24 protein-coding genes and 1 other RNA gene are annotated in these 24,966 nt (G+C 45.3%); 17 read left to right on the top strand and 8 right to left on the bottom strand.

What is annotated here, in order from left to right; translation table 11 throughout:
• Nucleotides 1-5: 5 nt before the first annotated feature.
• Nucleotides 6-1,334: an outer membrane channel protein TolC gene (gene tolC, locus KJB35_RS11940; protein ID WP_005379884.1), complete on the bottom strand. Its 1,329-nt coding sequence runs from the start codon at nucleotides 1,332-1,334 to the stop codon at nucleotides 6-8.
• Between the two features lie 229 nt (nucleotides 1,335-1,563).
• Between tolC and nudF the strand changes: the two genes are divergently transcribed.
• From nudF to parC, 6 genes are all read left to right on the top strand, one after another.
• The gene (gene nudF, locus KJB35_RS11945) at nucleotides 1,564-2,214 is read left to right on the top strand and encodes an ADP-ribose diphosphatase (RefSeq protein ID WP_025768397.1); all 651 of its coding nucleotides are present in this window, start codon (nucleotides 1,564-1,566) and stop codon (nucleotides 2,212-2,214) included.
• Entirely contained in the window at nucleotides 2,214-2,657 is a 444-nt protein-coding gene (locus KJB35_RS11950) for a DUF1249 family protein (protein ID WP_017633603.1), read from the top strand. Before nudF ends, KJB35_RS11950 begins: the two co-directional genes overlap by 1 nt.
• A 61-nt stretch (nucleotides 2,658-2,718) precedes the next feature.
• Nucleotides 2,719-3,525, top strand: coding sequence for a 3',5'-cyclic-AMP phosphodiesterase (gene cpdA / locus KJB35_RS11955; RefSeq protein WP_005387419.1), 807 nt, complete (start codon nucleotides 2,719-2,721; stop codon nucleotides 3,523-3,525).
• A gap of 47 nt (nucleotides 3,526-3,572) precedes the next feature.
• Nucleotides 3,573-4,157, top strand: a complete 585-nt coding sequence (yqiA, locus tag KJB35_RS11960; protein ID WP_017820245.1) for an esterase YqiA — start codon at nucleotides 3,573-3,575, stop codon at nucleotides 4,155-4,157.
• Between the two features lie 249 nt (nucleotides 4,158-4,406).
• Nucleotides 4,407-6,287: a DNA topoisomerase IV subunit B gene (gene parE / locus KJB35_RS11965; protein ID WP_005379872.1), complete on the top strand. Its 1,881-nt coding sequence runs from the start codon at nucleotides 4,407-4,409 to the stop codon at nucleotides 6,285-6,287.
• Nucleotides 6,288-6,290: 3 nt separating this feature from the next.
• Nucleotides 6,291-8,576, top strand: coding sequence for a DNA topoisomerase IV subunit A (gene parC, locus KJB35_RS11970; protein WP_017633605.1), 2,286 nt, complete (start codon nucleotides 6,291-6,293; stop codon nucleotides 8,574-8,576).
• 37 nt (nucleotides 8,577-8,613) lie between these two features.
• On the opposite strand, the gene degS is transcribed toward parC, so the two are convergent.
• The 3 genes from degS to zapG form a co-directional block, all read right to left on the bottom strand.
• Complete coding sequence (gene degS, locus KJB35_RS11975; RefSeq protein ID WP_017633606.1) at nucleotides 8,614-9,678, bottom strand: outer membrane-stress sensor serine endopeptidase DegS; 1,065 nt, start codon at nucleotides 9,676-9,678, stop codon at nucleotides 8,614-8,616.
• A 190-nt stretch (nucleotides 9,679-9,868) separates the two neighbouring features.
• Nucleotides 9,869-11,236: a Do family serine endopeptidase gene (locus tag KJB35_RS11980; protein ID WP_025768400.1), complete on the bottom strand. Its 1,368-nt coding sequence runs from the start codon at nucleotides 11,234-11,236 to the stop codon at nucleotides 9,869-9,871.
• A gap of 200 nt (nucleotides 11,237-11,436) precedes the next feature.
• Nucleotides 11,437-11,880: a Z-ring associated protein ZapG gene (zapG, locus tag KJB35_RS11985; protein WP_005379861.1), complete on the bottom strand. Its 444-nt coding sequence runs from the start codon at nucleotides 11,878-11,880 to the stop codon at nucleotides 11,437-11,439.
• A gap of 195 nt (nucleotides 11,881-12,075) precedes the next feature.
• Here zapG and zapE point away from each other — a divergent pair, with 195 nt between their 5' ends.
• The 8 genes from zapE to sspB all read left to right on the top strand — a co-directional run bounded on the left by zapE (nucleotide 12,076) and on the right by sspB (nucleotide 18,786).
• Nucleotides 12,076-13,179: a cell division protein ZapE gene (gene zapE / locus KJB35_RS11990; protein ID WP_005387411.1), complete on the top strand. Its 1,104-nt coding sequence runs from the start codon at nucleotides 12,076-12,078 to the stop codon at nucleotides 13,177-13,179.
• A gap of 251 nt (nucleotides 13,180-13,430) precedes the next feature.
• On the top strand, nucleotides 13,431-13,859 hold the full coding sequence (gene rplM / locus KJB35_RS11995; protein ID WP_005372872.1) for a 50S ribosomal protein L13: 429 nt from the start codon (nucleotides 13,431-13,433) through the stop codon (nucleotides 13,857-13,859).
• A 15-nt stretch (nucleotides 13,860-13,874) separates the two neighbouring features.
• Nucleotides 13,875-14,267, top strand: coding sequence for a 30S ribosomal protein S9 (rpsI, locus tag KJB35_RS12000; protein WP_005372876.1), 393 nt, complete (start codon nucleotides 13,875-13,877; stop codon nucleotides 14,265-14,267).
• 694 nt (nucleotides 14,268-14,961) lie between these two features.
• Nucleotides 14,962-15,552, top strand: a complete 591-nt coding sequence (gene petA, locus KJB35_RS12005; RefSeq protein ID WP_005372877.1) for a ubiquinol-cytochrome c reductase iron-sulfur subunit — start codon at nucleotides 14,962-14,964, stop codon at nucleotides 15,550-15,552.
• Nucleotides 15,552-16,817: a cytochrome bc complex cytochrome b subunit gene (locus tag KJB35_RS12010; protein ID WP_005372880.1), complete on the top strand. Its 1,266-nt coding sequence runs from the start codon at nucleotides 15,552-15,554 to the stop codon at nucleotides 16,815-16,817. The genes petA and KJB35_RS12010 overlap by 1 nt, the downstream gene beginning before the upstream one ends.
• Nucleotides 16,814-17,551, top strand: a complete 738-nt coding sequence (locus KJB35_RS12015) for a cytochrome c1 (protein ID WP_005372881.1) — start codon at nucleotides 16,814-16,816, stop codon at nucleotides 17,549-17,551. The genes KJB35_RS12010 and KJB35_RS12015 overlap by 4 nt, the downstream gene beginning before the upstream one ends.
• 96 nt (nucleotides 17,552-17,647) lie before the next feature.
• Entirely contained in the window at nucleotides 17,648-18,283 is a 636-nt protein-coding gene (gene sspA / locus KJB35_RS12020) for a stringent starvation protein SspA (protein ID WP_005372897.1), read from the top strand.
• Between the two features lie 17 nt (nucleotides 18,284-18,300).
• Nucleotides 18,301-18,786 (top strand): ClpXP protease specificity-enhancing factor, encoded by a 486-nt coding sequence (gene sspB, locus KJB35_RS12025; RefSeq protein ID WP_005387408.1) that lies wholly within the window; start codon nucleotides 18,301-18,303, stop codon nucleotides 18,784-18,786.
• A 71-nt stretch (nucleotides 18,787-18,857) separates the two neighbouring features.
• On the opposite strand, the gene KJB35_RS12030 is transcribed toward sspB, so the two are convergent.
• Genes KJB35_RS12030 through KJB35_RS12045 form a run of 4 tightly spaced genes read right to left on the bottom strand, consistent with a single transcriptional unit; the run spans nucleotide 18,858 to nucleotide 22,308 of the window.
• Nucleotides 18,858-19,526, bottom strand: a complete 669-nt coding sequence (locus tag KJB35_RS12030; RefSeq protein ID WP_005372899.1) for a BON domain-containing protein — start codon at nucleotides 19,524-19,526, stop codon at nucleotides 18,858-18,860.
• 21 nt (nucleotides 19,527-19,547) lie between these two features.
• A complete protein-coding gene (locus KJB35_RS12035; protein WP_005372901.1) occupies nucleotides 19,548-20,138 on the bottom strand; it encodes a phosphoheptose isomerase in 591 nt (196 codons plus the stop codon).
• A 3-nt stretch (nucleotides 20,139-20,141) separates the two neighbouring features.
• Complete coding sequence (locus tag KJB35_RS12040; protein ID WP_005372903.1) at nucleotides 20,142-20,510, bottom strand: YraN family protein; 369 nt, start codon at nucleotides 20,508-20,510, stop codon at nucleotides 20,142-20,144.
• A complete protein-coding gene (locus KJB35_RS12045) occupies nucleotides 20,497-22,308 on the bottom strand; it encodes a penicillin-binding protein activator (RefSeq protein ID WP_005372905.1) in 1,812 nt (603 codons plus the stop codon). Before KJB35_RS12045 ends, KJB35_RS12040 begins: the two co-directional genes overlap by 14 nt.
• Nucleotides 22,309-22,376: 68 nt before the next feature.
• On the opposite strand from KJB35_RS12045, the gene rsmI reads away from it, so the two are divergent.
• The 3 genes from rsmI (at nucleotide 22,377) to rsmH (ending at nucleotide 24,964) form a co-directional block, all read left to right on the top strand.
• The gene (gene rsmI, locus KJB35_RS12050) at nucleotides 22,377-23,240 is read left to right on the top strand and encodes a 16S rRNA (cytidine(1402)-2'-O)-methyltransferase (RefSeq protein ID WP_005372907.1); all 864 of its coding nucleotides are present in this window, start codon (nucleotides 22,377-22,379) and stop codon (nucleotides 23,238-23,240) included.
• Nucleotides 23,241-23,407: 167 nt separating this feature from the next.
• Nucleotides 23,408-23,838: RNase P RNA component class A (gene rnpB, locus KJB35_RS12055), an RNA gene on the top strand.
• Between the two features lie 175 nt (nucleotides 23,839-24,013).
• Nucleotides 24,014-24,964, top strand: coding sequence for a 16S rRNA (cytosine(1402)-N(4))-methyltransferase RsmH (gene rsmH, locus KJB35_RS12060; protein ID WP_005372918.1), 951 nt, complete (start codon nucleotides 24,014-24,016; stop codon nucleotides 24,962-24,964).
• Nucleotides 24,965-24,966 lie beyond the last annotated feature (2 nt).

Below are 24,966 nucleotides of genomic sequence, written 5' to 3' on the forward strand. Positions count from 1 at the left end.
AGCGGTTATTTTGCCGCTTTCAAACCTGCATCAACGTCCAAGATGTCTTGTTCGCTTAGCGTACCAACTGCTTGGCGTAGCTGAAGAACACTTAAAATGTAGTCGTAACGAGCGTTCGATAGGTTTTTGTTCGCATCGTATAGACGACGAGTCGCGTCCAGTACATCAACGATAGTACGAGTACCTACATCAAAGCCAGCTTCTGTTGCTTCTAGTGCAGAGCGTGCAGAAATAACCGCTTGCTCATACGCACGTAATGCGCCGATAGAGGCGTTAATGTTGTTGTTTTGTGCGCGAACATCTTTGACTACGCTACGGTACTGTGCTTCAAGATCTTCGCTTGCTGCCACGTATGCGTATTCAGCTTGTTTGGTTTGAGAGGTTACGTTACCACCTGTGTATAGCGGTACTGCAAGGTTCACACCAATATTGAAGTTGTCTGTCGTGTTGTCACGAGAGCTATGAGAAGTATCACCGTAGTTGTAACCACCGTCTAGAGAGAGCGTTGGTAGGTGGCCAGAGCTTGCTAGTGAAATATTGTCACGCGCAATGTCTTGAAGAATACGTGAAGATAGCAAGGTCAGGTTTTTGGTTTTTGCTTCATCAATGAGCGATTCAGCAGGTACGGTCGATGGGCTAGCAGTGAAGCGGCCAGTGTCCAAAATGTTGAGATCTTTGTGCTCTTGGCCTGTAATTTCACGCAGTGACTCGTAGCTATTAGTGAGCGCGTTTTCTGCCAACACTTCGTCCGCTAGCACTTGGTCGTACTGAGCTTGTGCGTCATGCACGTCAGTGATTGCAGACAAACCTACTTCAAAACGCTGTTTAGTTTGCTCAAGTTGACGGCCAACCGCGGCTTTTTCTGCACGTACGAAAACAAGATTATCTTGTGCGCGTAGAACTTCAAAATACGCTTGTGACACGCGAAGAATCAGTGCCTGTTGCGTCGCTGCGTAAGTTGCGTCTGCTTGGCGAGCACTTTTCTCAGCAGTATCTAGAGAGATCCAAGATGCGCGGTTGTAAAGTGCTTGTGAAAAGCTAACGCCAGCGGTTAGTGCGTTGCCATCGTTTGATACGTCGCTAATTAGATTTGAATCGTATTCAGTATCACCACGAGTTAAATTGTAACCCGCAGTAAGGTTAATTTGTGGTAATAGAGCACTACGGCTTGAGGTGATTGCTTCGAAAGCTTGGTCACGTTGTGCTGCTACACTGAGCAATTGTGGATCATTTTGTTTTGCCAAGTCGTAGATTTCAGCCAAAGAGTCTGCGAACGCAGACGTACTCATGCTACCTAGCGCTGCACTGATAAATAGTGGAAGCAATTTTTTCATTTTCTATTCCCGCGGTCCATAGATTGGTTAATTCTCAGTAGTTTAACTCAATTTGCACGATATTTACTCTAAAGTTTGCACTTTTTTACACGTAATTATCCACTTGTGCAATAAATTTTTAGCAAAGACTTAAATTAATTTGTAACTATTATACAAAAAGTTGAGCCAAGTCCTTTGAGCAAGCGAATAACAATGAGTAAACTACAGGATTCACTCAGAGAGGTGTTGAATGCAACAGCGTGACAAACAACAACAAGATTTTACTTCGCGAGATGTAAAAGTCATCTCGAAAGAAACCTTATTTGAAGGTTTTTTCAAAATGGTGAAATACCGCTTTCAGCATAGGCTATTTGCTGGTGGTTGGAGTGGAGTTGTCGAACGAGAAATGTTCGAGCGTGGTCACGCAGCAGCGATGCTTCCTTATGATCCAAAGACGGACCAGGTCGTAATCATTGAACAGATTCGTATTGGCGCGTTGGAACATGAACACCCTTGGCAGCTAGAAATTGTCGCCGGTATGATTGACCGCGATGAATCAGCTGAAGCCGTAATTCGTCGAGAGGCTGTCGAAGAAGCGGGGATTCAGGTGGGGCGCGTTATACCTGTCACTTCTTATTATCCTTCGGCTGGTGGTTGCTCGGAAAAGCTAGACGTCTTTGTTGGTGAAGTGGATGCGTCTAAAGCGCACGGCATTCATGGTTTAGACTATGAGAATGAAGATATCCGAGTTCATGTCATGAGTCGTGAAACGGCGTATCAATGGGTGAAGGACGGGAAATTTGAAAATGGTGCGTCGATTATTGCGTTGCAATGGCTGCAATTACACCATCAAGAGTTAAAGTCAGAATGGGGACAATCCCAAACGGTGGAGAGTGAGTAATGGCACAATTGGCTGAAAAACAACAATATCATGTTGATTTAGCTGGTCTTATGAGAACGTATGAGACCAACTACGCTAAGTTGAACGCCTTATTGCCTGCTTCTGCCGAAGTTGGGGATGTACGTTGCTACCAAGCGGCGAACATGGTTTACCAATTGACCGTGAATGAAATCACAAAATACACCACAGTTGTTGAGATATGTCAGAGTGATGAAACGCCAGTGTTTCCTTTACCGACGATGTCTGTCAGGCTTTATCATGATGCGAGAGTAGCCGAAGTATGCTCAAGCGGAGAGTTCTCTCGCATAAAAGCTAAGTATGATTATCCCAATGACCAACTGATGCAGAAAGATGAAAAGCATCAATTAAACACATTCCTCGGTGAATGGCTGACGTTTTGTTTACGAAGTGGTATCAGTAGAACACCACTTGCCTTCAATTGATCGTCACTTCACTAAAGGAAAATAACAAATAACGATATAGTGGACGAATCAGGTTTTCATTTTGCAATCATCTAGTGACAGCATCAAACTTTTACAAATTACGGATACTCATCTGTTTGCTGCCGATGAGGGAAGTTTGCTAAGCGTAAAAACAGTCGATAGCTTTAATGCTGTTGTTGCTGATGTTTTACGCCGCAACGTGGCGTTTGATTACATTTTGGCGACGGGCGATATTTCCCAAGACCATAGTGCAGAATCTTATCAGCGCTTTGCCAACGGCATTGAACCGCTAGAGAAAGACTGCTTTTGGCTACCTGGTAATCATGATTACAAGCCTAATATGGGCAGTGTTTTGCCTTCGCCACAAATCAAAGCCGCAGAGCATGTGTTGCTTGGCGAGCATTGGCAGTTAATTCTTTTAGACTCGCAAGTTGTTGGCGTTCCTCATGGGCGCTTGAGTGATCAGCAATTAACGCTACTCGAAGAAAAGCTAGCCGAACACCCAGAAAGACACACACTTGTTTTGTTGCATCATCACCCGTTACTGGTGGGAAGCGCGTGGCTTGATCAACATACTTTAAAAGATGCCGAAGCGTTTTGGCAGGTTGTCGAGCGTTTTGATAACGTGAAAGGCATTCTCTGTGGCCATGTTCATCAAGATATGAATGTGCTTCACAAGGGTATTCGAGTGATGGCAACACCCTCAACTTGTGTTCAGTTTAAGCCTAACTCGGATGATTTTGCCCTTGATACCACTTCGCCTGGTTGGCGGGAGCTGCAACTACACGCTTGTGGCGATATTACGACCCAAGTAGGTCGGCTTCCTGATGGCCAGTTCCAACCAGACTTCTCTTCTAACGGCTACTAACGCGCCCGAGCTCTCTGTTCGGGCTCGCTTTTTTGTGCGAGATATCTATGAGTAAACCTTCACTTCTTCTCTATATCCATGGCTTTAATAGCTCTCCACTCTCCATGAAAGCGAATGTGATGAGAGCCTACTGCGAGCAACATAGGCCTGATATTAAGGTGATTGTTCCCCAGTTACCTTGTTATCCTCAGCAAGCGGCGAAAATGTTGTTGGATATTATCGAGCAATATAAAGACGACTATAAAATTGGTCTAGTGGGCAGCTCATTAGGCGGTTTTATGTCAACGTGGCTAAATGACAAGTTTGGGTTTAAAGCGGTAGTGGTCAACCCCGCAGTCAAGCCTTATGAGTTGCTAGTAGATTATTTGGGTAAGCAAACTAACCCATATACGCATGAAACCTATACACTTGAAGCTTGTCATATTGACGAGTTAAAAGCTCTTGATGTACAAAGCATCGCGTCGCCACATTCTTTTTGGTTATTGCAACAAACAGAAGATGAGGTTTTAGACTATCGACAAGCGGTAGATAAGTTTGCAGACGCTAAGCAAACAGTAGAACAAGGCGGTGATCACAGTTTTGTAGGCTTTGAGCGTTATCCTGCACAGATTATCGAATTTCTAGAACTGTAATTCGAAAGCGATTGGAAAAGGCTCATAGTTTTTATTGATATATCCAACCGTTTCTTGACATGGGCGGTATGCTTTCCGACTATGTTTTGCCAAAAGATCTTAAGGGTCGAGGACCCTGGCTACTTTGTTATGCATCATGTTTACAAACTCTTAGTGATGTGAACAGGGTGGCTTTTTCGTTTCCTGAGTATGGGTACGCCCATTGGTGATACTCAGGCAACAAGTAAACTTTGAGAATAATTCCGTATTATGACTGAACAATATAATGCTGGTGCCATTGAAGTACTGAATGGCTTAGAGCCAGTACGTCGCCGACCAGGGATGTATACGGATACAGCGCGCCCAAACCATTTGGGCCAAGAAGTTATCGACAACAGTGTCGATGAAGCGCTAGCCGGACATGCCTCAAAAGTACAAGTCATCCTACATGCTGACCAATCACTCGAAGTGATCGATGATGGTCGAGGCATGCCTGTTGATATCCACCCAGAAGAGAAAGTATCAGGCGTAGAGCTAATTCTATGTAAGCTACATGCGGGTGGTAAGTTCTCTAACAAAAACTACCAATTCTCTGGTGGTTTGCACGGGGTAGGTATATCTGTAGTAAACGCGTTGTCAAAACGCGTTGAAGTAACAGTTCGTCGTGATGGTCAAGTGTATGAAATTGCATTTGAACACGGCGAGAAAGTGTCTGATCTGACCGTAACTGGCACATGTGGTCGTCGCAATCGCGGTACCAGCGTACATTTCTGGCCTGATGCGAAGTACTTCGATTCGGCTAACTTCTCTGTGACGCGCTTAGTCAACAACCTGCGCGCAAAAGCGGTTTTGTGTCCGGGCTTAGAAATCACATTAACCGACAAAGTTAATGACAAAGACTATAAGTGGTACTACGAAGATGGTTTGAAAGACTATCTTGCGGAAGGTGTAAAAGGCTATCCAGTTATTCCTGAAGAACCATTTACTGGTGAGTTCTTGGCGGATACTGAAGCGGCAAACTGGGCGGTAATTTGGCAGCCAGAAGGCGGTGAGATGATCACCGAAAGCTACGTTAACCTGATCCCAACCGCTCAAGGTGGTACGCACGTTAATGGTTTACGCCAAGGCTTGTTGGAAGCGATGCGCGAATTCTGTGAGTTCCGTAATCTATTACCTCGTGGTGTGAAGCTAACGGGTGATGACGTTTTCGACCGCTGTTCTTACGTGCTGTCGGTTAAAATTCAAGATCCACAATTTGCAGGCCAGACCAAGGAACGTCTCTCTTCTCGTCAAACCGCGGCATTTGTCTCTGGCGTTGTAAAAGATGCGTTCAGTCTTTGGTTGAACGAAAAGCCTCAGCTCGCAGAGCAATTGGCAGAAGTCTGTATCGCTAACGCGCACCGTCGTATGCGAGCGGCGAAAAAAGTCGTACGTAAGAAAGTGGCATCCGGCCCGGCATTGCCAGGCAAGTTGACCGACTGTTCTGCACAGGACTTAAGTCGCACGGAAATCTTCTTTGTGGAGGGTGACTCTGCGGGTGGCTCGGCAAAACAGGCACGTGACCGTGAATTCCAAGCCGTGATGCCACTGCGTGGTAAGATCTTGAACACGTGGGAAGTCTCTGCCGATCAAGTTCTTGCGTCTCAAGAAGTACACGATATCTCTGTTGCTTTGGGTATTGACCCAGATAGCGACAACCTCGAGAGTCTTCGTTACGGTAAGATCTGTATCCTTGCCGATGCGGACTCGGATGGTCTTCACATCGCAACGCTGCTTTGTGCTCTATTTACTCGTCACTTCCGCGCACTAGTGGAAGCGGGTCATATCTATGTGGCGATGCCGCCTCTGTATCGAATCGACTGCGGGAAAGAAGTGTTCTACGCCCTCGATGATGATGAAAAAGATGGCATTTTAGAGCGCTTGTCGAAGAAGAAAGCCAAAATCAACGTGCAACGATTCAAAGGTCTGGGTGAGATGAACCCACTTCAGTTGCGTGAAACCACCATGGATCCGAACACGCGTCGCTTAGTGCAGTTAACCATTGACGACTCTACGGCGACCATGGAAATGATGGACATGCTGCTAGGTAAAAAGCGTGCAGATGACCGTCGTTCTTGGCTACAAAACAACGGCGACTTGGCAGAGGTGTAACGGATGTCTACAGAAATTACCTACGATGGCGTCGAACAATTGCCAATGCGCAAGTTCACTGAAGACGCTTATCTGAACTACTCGATGTACGTAATCATGGACCGCGCCTTGCCATACATTGGTGATGGCTTAAAGCCGGTTCAACGACGCATCATTTATGCGATGTCAGAGCTTGGTCTCTCTGCATCAGCAAAATACAAAAAATCTGCACGTACCGTTGGTGACGTGCTAGGTAAATACCATCCGCACGGTGATTCAGCGTGTTACGAAGCGATGGTATTGATGGCTCAGCCATTCTCTTACCGCTATCCATTAGTGGATGGTCAAGGTAACTGGGGTGCGCCAGATGATCCGAAATCATTTGCGGCAATGCGTTATACCGAAGCAAAACTGTCTAAGTTTGCTGAAGTATTGCTTGGCGAACTTGGCCAGGGCACGGTTGAATGGCAACCTAACTTTGATGGCACAATGAAAGAGCCACAAATGTTGCCAGCACGTCTGCCTCACATCCTGCTTAACGGTGTAACCGGCATTGCCGTTGGTATGGCAACAGACATCCCACCGCACAACGTTCGTGAAATCGCAGATGCGACTATTCATTTGATCGACAACCCGAAAGCAGAACTGCCGGACGTGATGCAGTATGTCAAAGGTCCGGATTACCCAACAGAAGCAGAAATCATCTCGCCGCAAGCGGATATCGAGAAGATTTACCGCAACGGTCGTGGCAGCATCAAAATGCGTGCGGTTTGGCACAAAGAAGGTTCTGACATTGTTATCACTTCTTTGCCACACCAAGTATCGGGTGCCAAACTGCTTGAGCAAATCGCTAACCAGATGCGTGCGAAGAAGCTGCCAATGGTTGACGATCTTCGTGACGAATCGGATCACGAGAACCCAACGCGTATCGTTGTGGTGCCTAAGTCAAACCGCGTCGATTGTGATTTGTTGATGAACCACTTGTTCGCATCAACGGATCTTGAGCGCAGTTACCGTGTTAACTTGAACATGATTGGTTTGGATAACCGTCCTCAAGTTAAAGGTCTGGTGCAAATTCTGTCTGAGTGGATCGAGTTTCGTCGTACGACTGTGCGTCGTCGTCTACAACACCGCCTAGACAAAGTAATGGCTCGTCTACACATCTTGGAAGGTTTGTTGGTTGCTTACCTCAACCTAGATGAAGTGATTGAGATCATCCGTACTGAAGACGATCCAAAAGCGGTGCTGATGGAACGCTTTGGTATTACCGATATCCAAGCGGATGCAATTTTAGATACTAAACTTCGTCATCTAGCAAAACTAGAAGAGATGAAGATCCGTGGTGAGCAAGACGAGCTAGAGAAAGAGCGTGAGAAGCTAGAACAGCTACTCGGTTCTGAGCGTCGTCTGAATACACTACTGAAAAAAGAAATCAAAGCAGACGCAGAGAAATACGGTGATGACCGTCGCTCTCCAATGGTTGAGCGTGCAGAAGCAAAAGCGCTGACTGAACGTGACCTCGTACCAAGTGAGCCAATCACGGTTGTGCTTTCTGAGAAAGGTTGGATTCGTCACGCGAAAGGCCATGACGTGGATGCCGAAGGCTTAAACTATAAGTCGGGTGATAAGTATTTAGCGCATGCTCGAGGTAAGAGTAATCAGCCTGCGGTATTCCTAGGTAGTGACGGTCGAAGTTACTCTCTGGAATCGCACTCACTGCCTTCTGCTCGTAGTCAAGGTGAGCCGATTACCGGTCGCTTGAATATTACGGCTGGTAGCAGTATTCGCCAAGTCATCATGAGTGAAGAAGATCAGCTGTGGCTGGTGGGCTCAGATGCAGGTTACGGCTTTGTATGTAAAGGCGCGGACTTGCTGTCTAAAAACCGCAGTGGTAAAGCGCTCGTCACTTTACCTGCCAACTCTGAGATCATGACGCCAAAAGAGATTGAAGATTTAGACTCTGATGAAATCTTAGCAATCACTAACCAAGGTCGCATGCTGCTGTTCCCAATCAAAGACTTGCCACAACTGGCGAAAGGTAAAGGGAATAAGATCATCAACATTCCTGCTGCTAAAGCAAAAGAGCGAGAAGAAGTACTATCTCACTTAATGTCTTTACCAAAAGGTGCATCGTTAACGCTGTACGCGGGTAAGCGAAAGTTGGGTCTTAAACCGTCTGACCTTGATAACTTCCGTGGCGAACGTGGTCGCCGAGGTGGGTTATTACCGAGAGGTTTGCAGCGAGTCACTCGTATTGAAGTTGAGCTAGATGATTCCGATACGACGGAAACACCGAGCGATAGCGAGTAACGCACAAATAAAAATCCCAGCCAATGGCTGGGATTTTTTATGCTTCTTGCTTGTCTTCGGCAATGGTGACTTTCAAGGTCATCTCTTTTCCTTTGCGAATGATACCGACGTCCACGGTGGTGCCAGGACGTAAATCGGTGACGATATCCATAACGCTCTGACGCCCTTGTACTTTATTGCCATCAATACTGATAATGATGTCCTGCTTTTGGAAGCCTGCCGCATTGGCTGGACCATTTGGATCAATACCAAGTACGACAATACCACCTATGTGTTCATTTCCAAGCAGGCGAGCAGTGACCGCATTAATGTCTTGGCCGTCGATTCCAATATAACCACGAATCACGCGGCCATCAGCGATGATTTTCTGCATGATCTTACTCGCTAGCGGCGCAGGGATCGCAAAAGAAATACCGTAAGTTTCTAAGTCTGTCGCTTGCTGAAAAGAGGCGGTGTTAATGCCGACGAGCTCGCCTTGTGTGTTCACTAGGGCTCCACCAGAGTTACCTTCATTGATGGCGGCATCGGTTTGAATGAATGCTTGACGACCATCGCTAATAGATGAACGACCTGTGGCAGAAATAATGCCGAACGTTGTGGTTTGTCCAAGGTTGTATGGGTTACCGATGGCTAGTACTACATCGCCCACTTGTGGTTTGTAGTTAGAGTTCAGAGGGATTACGGGCAAATTCGAACCTTCGACACGCAGCACGGCTATATCAGTACGCTTATCTGTCCCTACGAGCTGAGCCGCTGCGGCTCTGCCGTCTTGTAATGCCACAACAATTTGATCAGCTTGAGCAACCACATGATAGTTAGTAATGATGTAGCCTTTCTCACTAACAATCACACCTGACCCCAGGCCTTGAGTCGAGAGTTTACTGCGGTCATTCTCAACATACTTACGACTGTAGATGTTTACCACTGCAGGTGCTGCTCTTCGGACTGCTTGATTAAACGTCAACTCGACTGATGCGATATTAACAGGTTGAGGATCAAGCGCGGCAGGAATTACGTTGTTGCGCAAAGATGGAACCGCCAGTAATACCACTGCGGCAGTAGCCAAGCCTAAAAAGACAGAACGTAATAAAAAGCTGAGCATATCCTCTCCATGCGTGAGCGCCAAAATGGCATCGAAGATGAAGAATAGCATTACATTGAAAAATAACAAAAGGGCAGCGCGTCATCGCGTTGCCCTTTTCATTAGTTATTGAGCGATAAGGAAAAGTGTTCGAGCCTTATCACTCAGTACTATGCATCGAAAACCTTATTTTCTATCACTTTGAAAGTGGTTAACGAATGACAAGATAAATAGTACGTTCACCACGTTGAATATTAAGAGCCAGTACACCTTTGTGTTTCTCTACGATTGTACGAAGCTCGGCAAGGTTTTTCACTCGTTGACGGTTCACACCGATAATAATGTCACCTTGTTGTAATTGATATTGAGCAGCCGGAGAGTTATCTGCAACGCTCGATACTTTAACACCTTGGATTACATCACTTGGTGTTGTATTGCTTAACTCCGCACCTTTGAGTCCCTCATGTAATGTCTCCGCTTTAGCTTTCATATTCGTAGATTCGCCAAGCGTTACATCAAAGGTTTTATTCTTACCATCTCGAACCACACCTAATGTGATTTCTTTACCTGCGCCCAGTGTTGCCACTTTTGCGCGGAGCTCTGAGAAAGTATTAATCGCTTTGCCGTTCACCGATACAATTACGTCACCGGCTTTTAACCCTGCTTTATCGGCTGCGCTGTCCGGTACGACTTGACCAATAAAGGCCCCTTTACTCGACTCGTAACCCAATGCATCAGCTAGCTCAGAGGTTACTTCGCCACCTTGCACACCCAACATGCCGCGTTTGACTTCACCAAACTCTAGAATTTGATCAGTGAGGTTTTTCATCATGTTCGATGGAATCGCAAAGCCAATACCCACATTACCGCCGTTAGGGCCTAAAATCGCAGTATTAATACCGATCAGCTCACCATTAAGGTTGACCAATGCACCACCAGAGTTACCGCTGTTAATTGCGGCATCGGTTTGGATGAAGTTTTCGAAGTTTTCAACGTTTAAGCCACTACGGCCAAGGGCTGAAACAATACCCGAAGTGACGGTTTGACCGAGCCCAAATGGGTTACCAATTGCAACCGTAAAGTCACCGACACGCAGTTTGTCGGAATCCGCGACTTTAATCTGCGTTAAGTTTTTCGCTTTCTCTAATTTAAGTAACGCAACATCGGCCATTTCATCACCGCCAACGAGTGTAGCGTCATACTCGCGCCCGTCAAAGAGGCGAACTCGAATCTCATCTGCCCCCTTGATCACGTGGTAGTTAGTGACAATATGGCCTTTCTTCGCATCAATAATGACACCAGACCCTAAACCTCTGAACGGGCGCTCTCGCCTTTGTTCCATAGGAAAGTCTGGGCCAAAGAAAAATTGAAATTGCTCGGGAATGCGGCTGGTTTGTACTTGTTTACCTTCTACAGCAATACTCACAACAGCTGGGGTCACTTTCTCAAGCATTGGTGCCAAGCTAGGTAACTGTTGGCCATCCACATTCAAAGGTAATGCGGCAGTGGCTTGAACTGGGGCAATAATCGAACCCAAACTCAGAGATAGAACGGTGAGCGCAAGCAGTGGTTTTTTCATCCAATAACTCCTCTTGAAACATGTCTGCCAAAAAGAAATATCCGAACGGTTAGTTCAATTTGTTAATAACTAATATAAGGTCTAGTTCGGACAATCAAAAGGGGAGGCAGTGCACATCCAAGTTAGAGCGAAGGTGAGGTGAAAAAGTTCAAAAAAGGGCCGATACAAATGTATCGGCCCTAGATAGAAGTAAGAGAGGATTATGATGCTTTTGCGGTTACCGCTTCGGGAGCATTAATGATTTCTTTCTCTTGATCCTTCAAAAGACCGGTGGCGCCATTAGCGTAGTCTTTTGGTTGTTCGTTAAACTCTGGTTGATCTTCTGCAATGGTTTCAGACGACATTGCCGTTTTCTTATCAAACGGGTTGTCTTGTTCTGGTAAGTTTGGCAAAAGCTCAGAAGAGGTCTTGGCCATATGTTGGTATAGCTTGGTGTAATCTTTACCTAGGGTGTCCAACATTTCTGCGGTTTGTGCAAAATGATCGACGAGCTCTTGACGTTGTTGCTCTAATTCAAACTTGGCCGCTTCAAGTTCTTTCTGCACAGACTTTTGTTTCTTGTATTCAGGGGTGGTTAGTCTACTAATGACTACGCCTACGATTGTACCGACCAGCAAACCCACAATGGCATAAATCCAAGGCATAACTGCTCCTTATAGTTGTTTTAACAAGTCTTTTACTACTTAGTTACACGCGGTGCTCGTCCATGTTACTATGGCTTGAACAGCCGATAAAGAAAAATAGCAGTATGTCTTCGGGGACTGATAACTACTTCTCTCTATTCTCAAAGTTGACCCCGAGGTAACCCTTTTCTCTATACCTCTATACGACTTAATACGATGACACCACTACAACAATATCAAAAAGACATAGCAGAACACGGGTTTCAGCGTGATGAAGCTCAGTATCAAGCGGTCGTTGCATTAGACAAGCTTTACCATGCTATCGTTGAATTTCAGTCAGCGCCTGTGCCTCAGCTTTCCAAATGGCAAAAGCTAATGGGGAAAAAAATCGACAAGCCTGAACCACCAAAAGGCCTTTACTTTTGGGGTGGGGTAGGTCGCGGTAAAACCTACCTTATGGACGCATTTTTTGATGCTTTACCGACCCAAAGAAAAATGCGCGTCCACTTCCATCGATTTATGTATCGAGTACATGATGAGTTGAAGCTGTTAGGTGATGTCGAAAATCCTCTATCAAAAGTGGCGGATAAATTTAAAGAAGAAGCAGATGTGGTTTGCTTTGATGAATTTTTTGTTTCCGACATTACTGATGCGATGATCCTTGCAACGTTACTTCAAGAAATGTTCAAGCGGCAGATGATCCTAGTCGCGACTTCAAACATCGAGCCGCAGAACTTATATCGTAACGGTTTGCAAAGAGCGCGCTTTTTGCCCGCGATCGATATGATTTTGGCACGTTGTGAAGTGTTGAATGTCGATAGTGGCGTTGATTATCGCTTAAGAACGTTAGAACAGGCTGAAATATACCATTACCCGCTTGATGAGCAGGCTAGCATAAACCTTAACAAATATTATCAGCAGCTGACTGGAGAGCGTCAGTTTGTTGCTCATCAAATCGAAGTTAACCACCGTCAACTAGCGGTGATTGAAGCAAGCGACGGGGTGCTGCATGCGTCGTTTGCTCAGTTGTGTCAAACTGCTCGCAGTCAAAATGACTACATTGAATTGTCTCGTATTTACCACACGGTATTACTGGCAGATGTTCAACAAATGAACCGAAAAATCGATGATGCGGCGAGACGCTTTATCGCGCTGGTCGATGAGTTTTACGAGCGCAATGTTAAGTTGATTATTTCTGCTGAAGTGCCAATGGCCGACTTATATACTGATGGGCAGTTAGAGTTCGAATTTAAGCGCTGTTTGTCTCGGCTTACTGAGATGCAAAGTCATGAGTATCTCGCGCGTGAACATTTGGCCTAGATCCAATGGGTTCTTAAAAAAGTGAAGAAAAAATTAGTGATTTGGCGCAAAAAAAGGTGATTTTTTCTTCGCTCTTCTCTATAATCCTGCGACCCACCGTTACTGCAGACCTGATTATCGAAGTTATTTCGAAATTGAAGGTCGAGAGTACCAACGACTCGAAGGGGTGATGACTGGGCTCTTAGACAGTGTGGGAGCACTATTGGGTGTTCCTTTAAAGTTTAAAATTTAATTAACGGGTTATTGTTAGCATGAAAACTTTCGTTGCTAAACCAGAAACTGTAAAACGCGACTGGTACGTTGTAGACGCTGAAGGTAAAACTCTTGGCCGTCTAGCAAGTGAAATTGCATCTCGCCTACGTGGCAAACATAAAGCTGAATACACTCCTCACGTTGACACTGGTGATTACATCATCGTTATCAACGCTGAGAAAGTTGCTGTAACTGGTAACAAAGCTAAGAACAAAGTGTACTACCGTCACTCTGAATTCCCAGGTGGTCTAAAATCTATCACTTTTGAAAAGTTGATCGATCGTAAACCTGAGATGGCTCTTGAGCTTGCAGTTAAAGGCATGCTTCCACGTGGTCCTCTAGGCCGTGCTATGTACCGTAAGCTAAAAGTTTACGCGGGCGCTGAGCACAACCATGTTGCTCAACAACCACAAGTACTAGACATCTAATTGGGGATTTCGAAAATGGCAGAGAATCAATACTACGGCACTGGCCGTCGCAAAAGCTCAGCTGCACGTGTTTTCATTAAACCAGGCAGCGGTAACATTGTAGTAAACAAGCGTAACCTTGACGAATACTTCGGTCGTCCAACAGCGCGTATGGTTGTACAACAACCTCTAGAGCTAGTTGAACTAACTGAAAAGCTAGACCTTTACGTAACAGTTAAAGGCGGCGGTATTTCTGGTCAAGCTGGTGCTATCCGTCACGGTATCACTCGCGCGCTTATGGAATACGATGAGTCTCTACGTCCTGCTCTACGCGCAGCTGGCTACGTTACTCGTGACGCTCGTTGCGTTGAACGTAAGAAAGTTGGTCTACGTAAAGCACGTCGTCGTCCACAGTTCTCTAAGCGTTAATTTCCTCTTATCGGGAATTATGCTTTTCAGAGTTACTCTGGAAACTGTGTACCAAAAGCTCGGCTCTATGCCGGGCTTTTTTGTATTTAAATACATCATACTTGTCTTCAAGCAACGAACAACCTTCACTTATCATCACATTCCGAGTAGGCCTTCTTGTTCGTCCTCTTCGTCGAAAGGTTGCCAGTGCCGTTTTATATGTGTGCCTTATTTAATCGCGACTCACCACGCTTTCTCTTGCGATGCAGCATAGATGTATTCATCAGCAAGAATGTCTTTGTATCTTATTCTTCCTGTAACATGTTTTAAAATGACTTACGCTCCTTTTTGAGCATTCTGCGTGCTACAAAATTGAAAATATAAACACAGTAAGCTGAACGCGTAATACGAAATATTTCTCTGTGTAATTAACTGAAAACTACCAAGATAAAAGGTTTTATCTGCTTTCAGCGGGGCTTCTATGTGGTGCTTTCTTGTTACAAATCACATCAATTTTTTATAATTCTGCCGCTTTTGTGACGACGCGAGCGATTTGCCTCACAAATGTTACAAAAAGGTAGCTTTATCTTGTCAAAAAGTAGGGTTTTCTTTATCATTTCCCTCCAATAAATAGAACTAAATTCATTATTTGTTAGCCATGCTCTTATAAGCGGAATAATAACGATCCAAAGGGAGCAAATGGGAGAATGTTTGGATGAGCAACGCGCCTTTAAATAACGGTCGCAGGCGTTTTCTAACCGCTACAACGGCAGTTGTTGGTGGGTTAGGGGCAGTCGCCGTCGCCGTGCCTTTTATCAAATCATGGAATCCGAGTGCTAAAGCCAAAGCGGCGGGCGCACCGGTGGAAGTGGATATAAGTAAAATTGAACCAGGTCAGCTGGTTCGTGTTGAGTGGCAGGGAAAACCTGTATGGATTGTTCGCCGCACTCAAAGCGTTCTGGATAACTTAAAATCGATCGGTGATAAGCTTCGCGATCCACAATCTGAAATGGAGCAGCAGCCTGAGTACGCTCAGAATGAGTTTCGTTCGATTAAGGAAGAGTTTTTCGTCGCAGTTGGTTTCTGTACCCACTTAGGTTGTTCACCAACCTATCTACCTGACTCTTTCTCTGAGCAGGTGCAGGGCGTAAGATCTGGCTTCTTCTGTCCTTGTCATGGTTCTAAGTTCGACATGGCTGGTCGAGTGTTCCAAGGAGTACCTGCTCCGTTGAACCTTGTCGTTCCTAAGCACATGTATTTGAGCGATACCAAGCTCATTGTGGGTGTTGATGAGGGAGATGCATAATGCAAGCAATGTTAGATTGGGTTGAAAAGCGTATTCCTGCAATGAATGCTTATAAAAAGCATTTGTCTGAATACCCAATGCCTAAGAACTTCAACTTTTGGTACCTTTTCGGTTCTCTGGCGATGCTGGTTCTTGTTAACCAAATCCTAACGGGTATTTGGCTAACGATGAACTATGTTCCTTCAGGTGACGGTGCATTTGCGTCTATCGAATACATTATGCGTGATGTAGAGTACGGTTGGCTTCTGCGTTACATGCATTCCACTGGCGCGTCAGCGTTTTTCGTTGTTGTGTATCTTCACATGTTCCGTGGTTTGATCTACGGTTCATACCAAAAACCTCGTGAACTATTGTGGATCTTCGGTATGTTGATCTTCCTTGTTCTCATGGCTGAAGCGTTCATGGGTTACCTACTTCCATGGGGTCAGATGTCATACTGGGGTGCGCAGGTAATCATTTCCCTGTTTGGCGCTATTCCTGTTATCGGTGATGACCTAACGCTTTGGATTCGTGGTGACTACATCATCTCTGGTGCAACGCTAAACCGTTTCTTCGCACTACACGTTATTGCCTTGCCTATTGTTTTGCTTCTTCTTGTTGTTCTGCACGTATTGGCGCTGCACGAAGTAGGCTCAAACAACCCGGATGGTATCGAAACTAAGCTGCCAAAAGGCTCAATGGGCGACGATTACAAAACGCAATTCAAGTTCCACGATTACTACACGAAGAAATATGACATCATTGATTCGATTCCTTTCCATCCGTACGGCACGGTTAAGGACTTGGTCGGTGTTGCTGGTTTCTTGTTCTTCTTCTGTTACGTGCTGTTCTTTAACCCAGAAATGGGTGGGTACTTCCTTGAGCCGCCTAACTTTGAAGCTGCAAACCCATTGAAGACACCAGAGCATATTGCTCCGGTATGGTACTTCACGCCGTTCTACGCAATCCTACGTGCGGTTCCAGACAAACTATTAGGTGTTATCCTAATGGGTGCGTCAATTGCAGTGCTGTTTGTTCTACCTTGGTTGGATCGTTGTAAAGTTCGTTCATACCGTTACCGTAGCAAACTTCATCTATTGAATATTGTACAGTTCACTATCGCCTTTATCGCTCTAGGTATTTTAGGTGCGTTACCAGCGACACCAACGTACACACTACTATCTCAGATCTTTAGCTTGTGTTACTTCATGTTCTTTGTGTTGCTGTTCTTCTACAGCAAAAATGAAGCAACCAAACCATTACCAGAGAGGGTGACATTCAAATGAAGAAGTGGATTGTAATTCTATTTGCTATGTTGCCATCACTAGCGATGGCAGCTGGGGCCAATGTTCCGCTGGATAAAGCGAATGTTGACCTTACGGATAAAGCTTCGCTACAAAACGGCGCGAAGTTGTTCATGAACTACTGTTTTGCTTGTCACTCTACGCAATACCAGCGTTACGAGCGTGTAGCAACAGACTTGGAAATTCCAACAGACTTAATGAAAGAAAACCTGATTTTCAATCCTGAAGCGAAAATCGGTGATCTAATGGTCAATGCTATGCCACCGAAGCAAGCGGCAAACTGGTTTGGTGCTCCACCACCAGATCTTACGTTGGTTGCACGAGTTCGTGGTGCTGATTGGTTATACACTTACTTACGCTCTTTCTATGTTGATCCATCTCGTCCATTCGGCGTGAACAACATCGTCTTCCCGAGTGTTGGTATGCCGCATGTGCTTGAAGAGCTACAGGGCATCCCGACGCCGATTTACGATACGAAAATCGTAGATGGCGAAGAAGTACAAGTTGTTGTTGGTACTGAAACCGATGGCACGGGTGAGCTGAGTGAAGGCGAATATGACAAAGCGGTTGGCGATCTCGTTAACTTCTTAGTTTATTCAGGTGACCCAGTGCAGCTTGAGCGTCATGCTCTAGGCTGGTGGGTAATGGGCTTCTTAGTGCTTCTAACCATCGTTGTTGTGATGCTCAAGAAAGAGTATTGGCGCGATGTGCATTAATTGTGCTAAAATACCGTGCTAATTCCCAATTTTAATTGATGTACAATGGAGGCTTAGCCTCCATTGTTTTTATTTGTAAGTGTACTGGAGGGCTCCATGGCTGTAGCTGCCAATAAACGTTCTGTGATGACTCTTTTCTCAAGTGCATCAGATTTGTATAGCCATCAGGTTCGCATTGTACTAGCTGAAAAAGGCGTAAGTGTTGAAGTTGAGCTTGTTGACGAAGCAAACCTTCCTGCTGAGCTTGTTGAGCTAAACCCATATAAATCAGTGCCAACTCTTGTTGACCGTGAGCTAGCTCTTTACGATTCAAAAATCATCATGGAGTACTTGGACGAGCGCTTCCCTCATCCACCTCTAATGCCGGTTTACCCTGTTGCTCGTGGCAACAGCCGCTTGATGATGTACCGTATCGAACGCAACTGGTATTCACTCGCTGAAAAAGTGATGAAAGGTAATGCGGAAGAATCAGAAAAAGCACGCACAAAGCTGCGTAATGATCTTCTGACGTTAGCGCCAATTTTTGCTGAATATGAGTACTTCATGAGCGAAGAATTCAGCTTGATCGATTGTTACCTAGCACCACTATTGTGGCGTTTGCCTCAACTTGGTATCGATCTTGTTGGCCCTGGTTCAAAAGAAATCAAGGTATACATGAACCGCGTATTTGAACGTGATTCGTTCCTTGCTTCTTTGACTGAAGCTGAACGTGAAATGCGCCTAGTTCGCTAAGCGATTTAAAACACGTTATGGATATTGCAAAAATGACTGCTCGCCGCCCGTATATGCTTCGCGCATTTTACGATTGGTTAGTAGACAATGACTTGACTCCTCACTTGGTTGTGGATGCAACAATGCCAGGGGTGCGTGTCCCGGTTGAATTTATTCAAGATGGTCAAATTATTTTGAATATTGCGCCACGTGCAGTGGGTAATCTTGAGTTAGGTAATGATGCGATTACCTTCCATGCTCGCTTTAGCGGTCGTCCGCACTCAGTGATCGTGCCTGTGTATGCTGTTCAAGCTATTTATGCACGTGAGAATGGTGCTGGTACTATGTTTGAACCAGAAGAAGCGTACACTCACATCGAAGAAGAAGCGATGACCGAGGAAGAATCATCCCCATCGTTCACAACGGTTAGCGATGAGCCTTCTGAGTTAGTTTCTGATTCAGATGCCGAAGAGGACGATGCTCCTCGACCAAAAGGCAAACCAAGCTTAAGAGTGATTAAATAATAAAAAAGCAGCGTAACGCTGCTTTTTTCTTTTTAACTTGTTGAAGATGATTTCAAGCCAGACTTTGGAAATTACTCACTAATCGTAAAGACTTCGACGTTCTCTTCACTTTCTGTACTTGCCTCACTTTCTATTGTTTGTACACCGTCACTCGGTAAGTCTACTTCAACAGGCTCCATTTCGCCGTATTGGAACCCTTTAATGACTTGTTTTACGCCTGAGATATTACGCGCGATTTCTGTCGCTCGATCGCCTTGCTCTGGCGTGACATAACCAAACAGAAAAACGTCGCCATCTTCGGTGATCACTTTAACCTTAACACCATTAAGCTCAGAATCAGTAAGCAAAGCTGACTTTACTTTGGTTGTGATCCAGCTGTCATTGCTAATCTGGGTAACAGTGAGTGGCTCTTTTTGTTTGATTTGATTGTGTATGACTTTTACACCACTAACTTCTCGAGCCCTTCGCTCTAAAGCAAGGATAAGGTCTTGTGTCGGAGCTTGTCCCATAAGGACTACAGTCCCATTATATGAACTGGCAACGACACGAACTTCACCTTTAAACGGTGCTTTATTGCCGATCGCCGCAACTTCGAATTCGATGTTATTGTCCTGCCAGATTTGTTTTGTCGTGCGTGTGTCCGTGACAATATTCGCTGTGGTTGCTGCACCTGCGATAAACAAACCTGCGCAACCACTTAAACTCAATGCTGTTAATAAGATAACGAGGCTACGTAGCATAATTCTGATTCTCAGTCTTGGTTACTCTTCGTGAGCAGGGAAAAGCACCTGGTCAATAAGATCACAAAGACAATGGAGTGTTACCATATGTACTTCGTGAATACGTGCAGTGCGGTGTGATGGAATACGAATTTCGACGTCGTTCTCACCGAGCAGTCCTGCCATCTCTCCGCCATCTTTTCCTGTTAGCGCGATAATCGTCATGTCTCGAGTTACGGCTGCTTCCATCGCTTTGATAATATTTTTACTGTTACCGCTAGTCGACATGGCAAGCAAAATGTCGCCTGGTTGACCAAACGCTCGTACCTGTTTTGAGAAGATTTCCTGGTAGTGGTAATCGTTGGCCACTGCGGTTAGGGTGGTATTATCGGCGGTTAAGGCCATTGCTGGTAGGCTAGGACGCTCAGTTTCAAAACGGTTTAAAAGACAAGAAACAAATTGTTGAGCGTTTGAAGCACTGCCGCCATTACCACAACATAAAATTTTATTGCCATTAAGCAGGCTCGACACCATCGCTTGAGCTGCATGAGTAATGGCATCAGGCAGCGCCTCTGCTGCTGCGATTTGAATTTGAATACTTTCTGTAAAGCTGTCTTTAATGCTGTCTAGCATCGCTTATCCTTCAGAGATTGCGTTTTCTATCCAGTTGATATCTCGCCCATTATCATGAATGGCGATGACATCAAATCGATAATCGATATTGTGTTTTAAGCGCTTTTGTTGGCTAAGCCAAACTTGTGCGGTTTTGACTAGCTTGCGCATTTTAGCGTGCGTCACCATTTCTGCTGCCGAGCCAAAGTGATTGTTCTTACGGTATTTGACTTCAACAAACACAATAGTTTCACCTTGTTGGAAGATTAAATCAATCTCACCGACCTTAGTCAGAAAATTTTGTTCAATAAAGTTTAAGCCCTGGCGTTGTAAATACTGCTTCGCCAGAGCTTCATATTGATTTCCGATTTGGCGCTTACTAAAGAGCCCCACGCTCAGCCCAGCTTAGCTCACGCTGTACAACACAATTATTGTCGATACTTAAAATACCGGTTTGGCCGCCAACTGAGTAGCCCGGAACGACCTTCATTTGTGGCAGCTCCCCAATCAATTTATACGCATCCATACCCAGTGCTTTCAAACGTTTTTCCATGTTAGATTGCTCTGACCACAGCTCGTTCATTTCAGCGGTCACGCTAGGGTCTGGGTCAATCAGTAATGGGATATCGCTGTAGATGATACCTGTTAGATCTTCGTAAGTCGCGCCGCCACTGTTGCTACGCGAGCTAGAGAAAATTTGTGGCGCTTTGGCGTCTGGGTTAATCGCTACCTCAATAAACGGCTTGATCAAAGTCAGTTCCGTGCTTCTAGCAACAATATAAACCGCATCGACATCACGACGGCTACGTGGCTGTGTTTCAAGCTTGATACGCATTAATGATTGCATCTGAGCAATACGTTGTTTGCTTTCTTGCAGACCAAATACTTCATTGATGTCTTTTTGAAGTTGGCGCTTGTCGCCAAAATAACTTGCTGCGACTTTATTAGAGCTGTACTTGCGCCATTCTTTGTTGAACGCTTCAGTTACGCGCTCACCAAAGCTGCCCTTTGGTGCCAGAATCAGAGGGAAGTTATAGCCTTCGCTGAACAAGTGTTTCGCTGCCTGTGCGGCTTCTTGTTCTGGTGATAATGCCAAGTAGCAAATATTGCTATCTGGTTGCACATCTTCGGGAATATTTAGCGCAAGGGCTGGAATCGTAGGACCATTTTCTGAGCCATCCATGGTTGTGTGCAATAGCTCAACGTTTTCTTTTTCTAGGGGACCAACAACAAAGTCGATGTTTTCATTGATCAAACGTTGTTTAATTTGGTCGGCGTTATACGCATTAGTGTCTATTACCGTGAGGGTAGCGCTTGGATCACGGTTACGATCATTCATCATCGCAAACACAAAACCATCACGAATTAATTGCGCTTGTGGCGAGAACTTACCAGTAAGCGGCAGTAACAAAGCGGTGTTGTTTGGTTTAACAATGTCTAGAGAGAGAATGTTTTGAATCTCTTCTGGTGTGTAGATAGCGGCTGGGTGCGATGGGTTCTCGTTTAACCAGCGTTCTAGGGTATTTTTTAGTTGGGATAAGTTGCCCGACAGCGTTTTCGCATAAATAGCGAGTTGTAGCCAACCATCCAAAACATCTTCATTTGGCTCTGTTTCTAATGAGGTCAGTTCGTACTCGGAGTAGCTGCCAAAGTTCATCCAAATACGGCTAGAAATCTCTCTCTGCTCCGCGGACGATGCATATTGACCAAATGCAACCAGTTGGCGGTTTGCCTCAAACGCTTGGTTAAGACCTTGATAAGCGTCGGCACGCATCAAGTAATAGTCTTTCCATTGCTCATTTGGCAACTTCCACCAAGGTTTAAAATTCAACAATTGCAGCAACTGAGAGTAATTACCCTGTTTTTGCTGTATGGTCGCACGCGCTAGTTGCCACTCTGCTTGCTGAACTTCGGTTAACTGTTGACGAGCCAGGCGCTTGATCAACATTTCTGCTTGATCAAACTGGTTTGCTTGAATCGCGGCTTTGGTTGCCATGATCAACCAGTCATTTTGTAAACTGCCTTCCGTGCTATCAGCTTGGATCATATAGTTCTGAACAGACTGAGTAGGCTCAAGTGTTACATCAACGCCATCAGGCTGTCTTGGACCTGAAGAACAGGCGGCGAGCGTAATTGCTAGTGCAACAGGAGTAAGTATGCGTGGTACACTGAGTCTCTTATGGTTAATCATTGCCGTGAGTTCTCTATAATTTTGTACAAAATTGTCTCTATATTAATCGTTGAAGTGATGGTAAACAAATGACAGATAAAAATAAGTTGCCGAATGAGGGGCCAACTCTCTATATCGTACCGACTCCAATCGGAAATTTAGCGGATATCACCCAACGTGCTATCGAAATTCTGTCGACTGTGGACATCATTGCCGCTGAGGATACTCGACATACGGGCAAATTACTGTCTCACTTCAATATTCAAACCAAAACTTTTGCTCTACACGACCACAATGAGCAGCAAAAAGCACAAGTTTTGGTAGAAAAGCTGCTTTCCGGTCAGTCTATCGCATTAGTTTCTGACGCTGGTACGCCACTTATCAGCGACCCAGGATACCATTTGGTGACAAAATGTCGTCAAGCGGGCGTTAGAGTTGTGCCTCTTCCAGGTGCTTGTGCGGTCATTACGGCGTTAAGTGCCTCTGGCTTGCCATCGGATCGCTTTAGCTTCGAAGGTTTTTTACCACCGAAAAGCAAAGGTCGTAAGGATAAATTCCTAGAGATTGCTTCGGTAGAGCGTACGTGTATTTTTTACGAGTCACCGCACCGTATTTTAGACTCTCTACAAGACATGTTAGACGTTCTTGGCCCAGATAGAGAAGTTGTGTTGGCAAGAGAGCTAACAAAAACCTTTGAAACCATTCAAGGCATGCCGTTAGGTGAGCTGATTGAATGGGTGAAAAGTGACGATAACCAACAGCGTGGTGAAATGGTATTGTTGGTACATGGCCATCGTGAAACAACAGACGACTCACTACCTGAAGATGCTTTACGCACGTTAGGGATTTTGACCAAAGAGCTGCCTTTGAAAAAAGCAGCTGCTTTGGTGGCAGAAATACATAACTTGAAGAAGAATGCGCTATATAAATGGGGCTTAGAAAACTTAGACTAAGTGCCGCTAGCGAGATAAATGGTCAATGAGGGCTGATGTTTAGGCATCGGCCTTTTTATTATCTATTTTTGGCACGTTGACTAAAAAGTCATCACTTAGTGCATTCATTTCATCATATCTGTGATCTAACTAGACTCTGAAGTGAGAACTCTATACAATCCGCCCTCGGAGCTGACTGGGTAGTCGCTGCTTTGTTGATGTCCTTCGGGAGACTGACGTCGAAGTCCCTTTGGGAGACTGACGTTGACGTCCTTCGGGAGACTGACAAAGGGGAGGAAAGTCCGGGCTTCATAGAGCAAGGTGCCAGGTAACGCCTGGGGGGCGCAAGCCTACGACAAGTGCAGCAGAGAGAAGACCGCCGATGGCCCGTAAGGGTACAGGTAAGGGTGAAAGGGTGCGGTAAGAGCGCACCGGACGACTAGCAATAGTTCGTAGCAGGGTAAACTCCACCTGAAGCAAGACCAAATAGGCCTCCACATTGCGTTGCTCGCGTAAGGAGGCGGGTAGGTTGCTCGAGCCAGTGAGTGATTGCTGGCCTAGACGAATGGCTACCGCCGTGCAAGCGGAACAGAACCCGGCTTATGTGTCGGCTCCACCTATTCGAGACCCATCTCTACTTCGGTAGTGATGGGTTTTTTGCATTTAATTGACGCAAACTATGTCATTACCAATAAACTTGGCGTAAATCACGTCTAACTTTAGACTTGTGGTGGCGATGATGTAGGAAATCAGTACACTAAAGAATCGCCTCAAGATCATTCAACGAGAAAGCTATGACCGAAACCTTCCAACATATTTCCGTGTTATTAAATGAATCCATTGATGGCTTAGCTATCAAACCAGACGGCGTCTATATTGATGGAACATTTGGCCGTGGCGGTCACAGCCGGACAATTCTATCTAAACTCGGTGAAAATGGCCGACTGTACAGTATCGACCGTGACCCTCAAGCGATCGCTGAGGCAGGCAAAATCAATGACCCTCGCTTCACCATTATTCATGGTCCATTTTCTGGTATTGCTGAGTATGCTGAAGAGTATGGGCTAGTTGGAAAAGTGGATGGTGTTCTGCTGGATTTAGGCGTTTCTTCTCCTCAGTTAGACGACGCAGAGCGTGGCTTTAGCTTTATGAAAGACGGTCCGCTAGATATGCGTATGGACCCGACATCAGGTGTTCCAGTATCTCAATGGTTGATGGAAGCAGACCTCGATGATATCACTTGGGTCATTCGCGAGTTTGGGGAAGATAAACATGCGCGCCGTATTGCAAAAGCGATTGTTGCCTACCGTGAAGATGAAGAAAATGAGCCAATGGTTCGCACTGGTCAGCTGGCAAAATTGATTTCAGATGCCGCACCGAAAAGTTTTAAAGAGAAAAAACACCCTGCGACTCGTGCTTTCCAGGCTTTTCGTATTTACATCAACAGTGAGTTAGAAGAAATTGATACGGCACTTAAAGGCGCGGCGAGCATTCTTGCTCCTGAAGGCCGTTTATCTGTGATTAGCTTCCACTCTCTGGAAGACCGTATGGTCAAACGTTTTATCCGTAAAGAGAGCAAAGGGCCTGAAGTGCCACACGGTATTCCAATGACGGAAGAGCAAATTCGTGCTCTTGGTAGTGCGAATATGAAAGCGGTGAGCAAAGCGATTAAACCAAGCAAACAAGAAATTGAAATGAACCCTCGTTCGCGCAGCTCTGTGTTAAGAATTGCAGAAAAGCTTTAATT

This window comes from Vibrio sp. D431a, from assembly GCF_030248655.1.
Lineage (GTDB): Bacteria > Pseudomonadota > Gammaproteobacteria > Enterobacterales > Vibrionaceae > Vibrio > Vibrio alginolyticus.